This window comes from Xenorhabdus sp. NBAII XenSa04 (genome assembly GCF_963866145.1).
In the GTDB taxonomy this organism is placed as follows: domain Bacteria; phylum Pseudomonadota; class Gammaproteobacteria; order Enterobacterales; family Enterobacteriaceae; genus Xenorhabdus; species Xenorhabdus indica.
Genome location: NZ_CAWMEB010000250.1, coordinates 1 through 841, shown reverse-complemented (window position 1 = coordinate 841; position 841 = coordinate 1). Strand labels below are relative to the sequence as shown.

The 841-nt window shown below is 52.3% G+C and carries 1 protein-coding gene; it reads left to right on the top strand.

What is annotated here, in order from left to right:
- Positions 1-824, top strand: an 824-nt coding sequence (locus AAC147_RS09585) for an IS4 family transposase (protein WP_047686438.1), incomplete at its 5' end; no start/stop codon positions are given.
- Positions 825-841 lie beyond the last annotated feature (17 nt).

Genomic DNA, 841 nt, shown 5'->3' with positions numbered 1-841 from the left:
CCCTGATGTCCGCCCGGCCACATCTTATCTCCGATGTGGCGTTTGGCCCCATCACCCAAAGTGAGATTAGCTATGCCCAACAACTGGTGGGCTCTGCCCCCGAAAATACCCTGACGTTGTTTGATCGGGGCTTTCTCTCGGCGGAGTTATTTCAGGCCTGGCAAGGTACCGGCAAAAATACCCATTGGCTCACCCCGATAAAAAGCCAAATGCGTTATGACGTCATTCAGGAATACAGTCCTTATGACAAACTTATCGAGATGCCGGTTTCTCCCCAAGCCCGGCAACGGCATCCTCACCTTGAAAAAACCTGGCGGGCGCGCCTCGTTCTGCTCCCGGAACCGAAGGGCGAAATTAAAGGGGTTATTACCTCAATGGAATGCCCCGTGACGTATCCCCTCAAAGAGCTCCTCACGGTGTACTGGGAACGATGGGAAACCGAAGAAGGCTATGGTGAACTGAAACAAAGGCAACTCAATAATACCGCCCTCCTGAGAAGCCAGACACGGGCAGGTATCTATCAGGAGTTATGGGGCATCCTGATCGCCTACAATCTGGTTCGGCTGGAGATGAGCCGGATGGCAAAGGCCTATCGTGTTGAACCGCTTCGGATCAGCTTTATCAATGCGTTACGACTGATACAGGATGAATTTTTATGGTGTTCAGGCCGCAGCCCCGGCACGATCCCGCAAAAATTAAACGCCCTCAGGGAAAGTGGTAAGCGGCTGATCTTACCTCAAAAGCGAAAACGCCAATCGGTCCCAAGGCAAGTGCTCTGCAAAGCACCGCGTTACCCTTATAAAAAAAGAACCGCTCGTGCTTAAGCGAGCGGTATTACAGC